This window comes from Promicromonospora kroppenstedtii DSM 19349, from assembly GCF_000515355.1.
GTDB classification, from domain to species: Bacteria; Actinomycetota; Actinomycetes; order Actinomycetales; family Cellulomonadaceae; genus Promicromonospora; species Promicromonospora kroppenstedtii.
Genome location: NZ_KI911642.1, coordinates 36913 through 40150 on the forward strand (window position 1 = coordinate 36913; position 3238 = coordinate 40150).

Below are 3238 nucleotides of genomic sequence, written 5' to 3' on the forward strand. Positions count from 1 at the left end.
CCGCGTCTCGCGCGGCGGGCGCGGGGTACGGCTCGTCGAGTCCCCCGCGGACCTGAGCAGCACGGCCAGCACTGTCGGCACCGACGAGACCGCCTGGAGCGCCCTGGACGCCTCCTGGATCGTCCAGTCCTTCGCACCCGGTACCGAGTACTGCCCGCAGCTGTACCGCCCCCGTACCGGCACCGGCACGATCACCGCCGTCGTCCTGGAGAAGACCGAGCTCAAGCAGGGTCGCGTCGGCAACGCCGCCGCCGTCGTCCGCCCCCGGGCGGGCAGCCTGCCCGACGTCGAGCACGTCGCCCGTCGCGCCGTCGAAGCCCTGGGCCTGACCGGGCCCGCCGACCTCGACATCCGCCGCGACACCACCGGTGCGCCCCTCGTCCTGGAGGTCAACGGGCGGTTCGGCGCCAACAGCGACCACGCCCCGGAGCTGCTCGACGCCGCCCTGACGCACCAGCTGGCCCCCCGATGAACGAGGCCCTGGCCGCCGCCGTCCTCGTGTTCGGCGTGACCGTCCTCGTCGTCGGCCTCGCGCGGCTGCTCATCGTGCCCTGCGCCCTGTGGTTCGAGGCCCGCCACCGCCGCCCGCCCGCCGGCACCCCGCCCCATGCCTCGACGATCTTCGCCCCGCCACCCGCGGCCCCACCGTCGGTCTCCGTCATCGTCCCCGCCTACAACGAGGGCGTCGTCCTGGACGCCTGCATCCGGTCCATCGCCCGCAGCGACTACCCCGACTTCGAGATCGTCTGCGTCGACGACGGCTCCACCGACGACACCTTCGCCCAGCTCCAGGCGCTCGACGCCGAGCTGCCCCGCGTGCGCGCCCTGAACCAGCCCAACGCCGGCAAGGGCGCCGCGCTCAACCGGGGCCTGCAGCACGCCCGCGGCGAGGTGCTCGTGCTGGTCGACGCCGACGGCGTGTTCCGGCCCGACACGCTGCGCGAGATGGTCCGCGCCTTCGCCGACCCCCGCATCGGCGCCGTGTGCGGCGACGACCGGACCGTGAACCTCGACCGCGTCCAGACCCGTTACCTCGCCCTGGTCAGCCACGTCGGGACCGGGCTCGTGCGCCGCGCCCTGGACGTGCTCCGCTGCCTGCCCATCGTCTCCGGAAACACCGGCGCGTTCCGCCGCGACGTCCTGGAACGCACCGGACCCCTGCGGGAGGACACCGTCGGCGAGGACCTGGAGCTGACCTGGCGGGTCTACCGCGCCGGGTACCGCGTCGCGTTCGCCCCCCGCGCCCTGGTGCACGCCGAGTCGCCGTCGACCCTGCGCGGCCTGTGGAAGCAGCGGGTGCGCTGGGCCCGCGGCCTGCTCCAGTCCGTACGACGGCACCGCGACATGGTCGGCAACCCCCGCTACGGCATCTTCGGCCCCTACCTCGCCCTGACCGTCGCCACCCAGGTGCTGCTGCCCGTGGTCCAGGTCGCCGCGTTCGTCGTCCTCGTGGTCCTCGCGGCCCTGGGCGACACCAGCACCCTGCCCGACACGCTCTGGGCCGTCGTCCTGTTCACCGGGCTGGCCCTGTCGGTCGTGCTGCTCCTGGTCGCCGTCCTGCTCGACCGCTCACCCGGCGACCTGCGGCACGCCTGGACCCTGCCGCTGTGGCCCTTCTACTCGGCCATGATGAGCCTGGTCATGCTCCGCGCGCTGTGGCTGGAGCTGCGCGGCGCCGACAACCGGTGGAACAAGCTCGACCGGACCGGCACCATCTCGATCGACACCTCCCTGGACGGCGCTCCGGAGGCCTCCGCGGACACGAGGCAGGACCGATGAGCCAGTGCACCGCACGCACCACCACACGCACCGCACCTACCACCGCGAGCGCTTTCGCGGCCACGCTCACCGGGCTCGTCACGCTCGTCGGCGTCGCCGCCCTCGGGGGCTGCACCGCCGACCCGGTACCGCCGACCGTGGACCGCCCCCTGGTCCAGGCGGAAGAGGTGCACTCCGTCAGCCTCGGCATCGAGACCATCACCGACACCGAAAAGGACTGGGACGCCGTCCGCGAGCACCTCGACGCCGCCCACGTGAACATGGTGACCCTCGCCGCCGGCCGCGTCGAGTTCGTCGCCTTCGACTGGGAAGCACACCCCGACGCCGTCGCCGAGGAAGGCACCGACCACCTCGCCCGGGCGATCGACGAGCTCGCGCAGAGCCCCGACGGGGAGCAGCGCCGCGTCGACCTCCTGATCGACGCCCTGATCCCGGCCTGGATCAAGAAGGACCCGTCGGTCGGCGGGGTCGGCGAGGACGGCTCCCGCTCCGAGTACACGCCGTCCGCCTCCGCGATCCACGACGGGCCCGTCGGCGCCCGCTTCCTCGAGCTCGTCGAGGAGCTCGCCCGCCGCTACCAGCCCGACCAGATCACCTTCACCGAGCTCAAGTTCGACGACGAGACGTTCGGCGAGGACGACGCGGCTCTGTACCGGGAGATGACCGGCGAGGACGACTGGCCCCGCGAGGCCGACGGCAGCATCCACCAGGACGCACCGGAGATCGGCGAGTGGCGCTCGCAGGTCCTGGCCGACTTCCTGGACCAGGCGTCTGCGGTGCTGGACGATGTCGCGGCCGACACCGGGAAGCGCACCAACCTCGGCATGGACGTGCTGATCAACTGGGAGGACCCGGTCAAGGGTGTGCCCGACGCCGGCCTGAGCTACCCGCTGCTGGCCGGGGCCGCCGACCGGCTGGTGCTGTGGGGCTACCTCGGCATCGGGGACCACAGCCCGCAGGAGCTGGAGCAGGTCCTCGCGGAGCTGGCGGGCTCCGACCTCCCGATGGAGCAGTTCATCGTCTCGGTGGGCCTGTGGGACCACAGCCAGCCCGACGACTCGATCTCGGCGGGGCTGATGGCCGGTGGCGTGCGCGCGGCGGGCACGAACGGCGTCACGGCGGTCAACGTCACGCCGTTCACGCTGATGACCCCGGAGCACTGGAGCGCCCTGAACGAGGTGTGGACGACGCTTCCCCCGACGACGCCCTCGGTGCAGACCAGCCCGTCGGAAGGGTCAGGCTGACCCGCGTGCCCTGGTCGGGGGCGCTGTCCACGGTCACGGTGCCGCCGTGCGCGGCCACGACCGCGGTGACGACCGGCAGGCCGAGCGTGATCCCGGTTGCCTCGTGTGGCGTGCGGCGGCCGAGCGCCTCGGACGGCAGGGACACCCCGGTGTCGGTCACCTCGACGACGGCGTCCGGGCCCGCGGCATGCACGCCCACCGTGACGGACCCGCCG

General features: G+C 73.3%; 3 protein-coding genes and 1 pseudogene. 3 read left to right on the top strand and 1 reads right to left on the bottom strand.

Annotated elements, in window-relative coordinates; all coding sequences use genetic code 11:
* The 3 genes and pseudogenes from PROKR_RS08870 to PROKR_RS08880 all read left to right on the top strand — a co-directional run.
* Positions 1 to 472: pseudogene (locus PROKR_RS08870) on the top strand (ATP-grasp domain-containing protein); the annotation flags it as partial.
* Positions 469 to 1779 carry a glycosyltransferase family 2 protein gene (locus PROKR_RS08875; protein ID WP_036962152.1) on the top strand — a complete coding sequence of 437 codons (1311 nt, stop codon included), beginning with the start codon at positions 469 to 471 and terminating at the stop codon, positions 1777 to 1779. The pseudogene PROKR_RS08870 and the gene PROKR_RS08875, both read left to right, overlap by 4 nt.
* A complete protein-coding gene (locus PROKR_RS08880; RefSeq protein WP_051432813.1) occupies positions 1776 to 3023 on the top strand; it encodes a hypothetical protein in 1248 nt (415 codons plus the stop codon). The genes PROKR_RS08875 and PROKR_RS08880 overlap by 4 nt, the downstream gene beginning before the upstream one ends.
* Here PROKR_RS08880 and PROKR_RS38175 read toward each other — a convergent pair.
* A complete protein-coding gene (locus PROKR_RS38175; RefSeq protein ID WP_084800333.1) occupies positions 2917 to 3222 on the bottom strand; it encodes a sensor histidine kinase in 306 nt (101 codons plus the stop codon). The genes PROKR_RS08880 and PROKR_RS38175 overlap by 107 nt on opposite strands.
* Between the last annotated feature and the right edge of the window lie 16 nt (positions 3223 to 3238).

Excerpts from the sequence above, each read along its gene's own strand:
- PROKR_RS08875 (WP_036962152.1), top strand. The coding sequence starts at position 469 with ATGAACGAGGCCCTGGCCGCCGCCGTCCTCGTGTTCGGCGTGACCGTC.
- PROKR_RS08880 (WP_051432813.1), top strand. The coding sequence starts at position 1,776 with ATGAGCCAGTGCACCGCACGCACCACCACACGCACCGCACCTACCACC.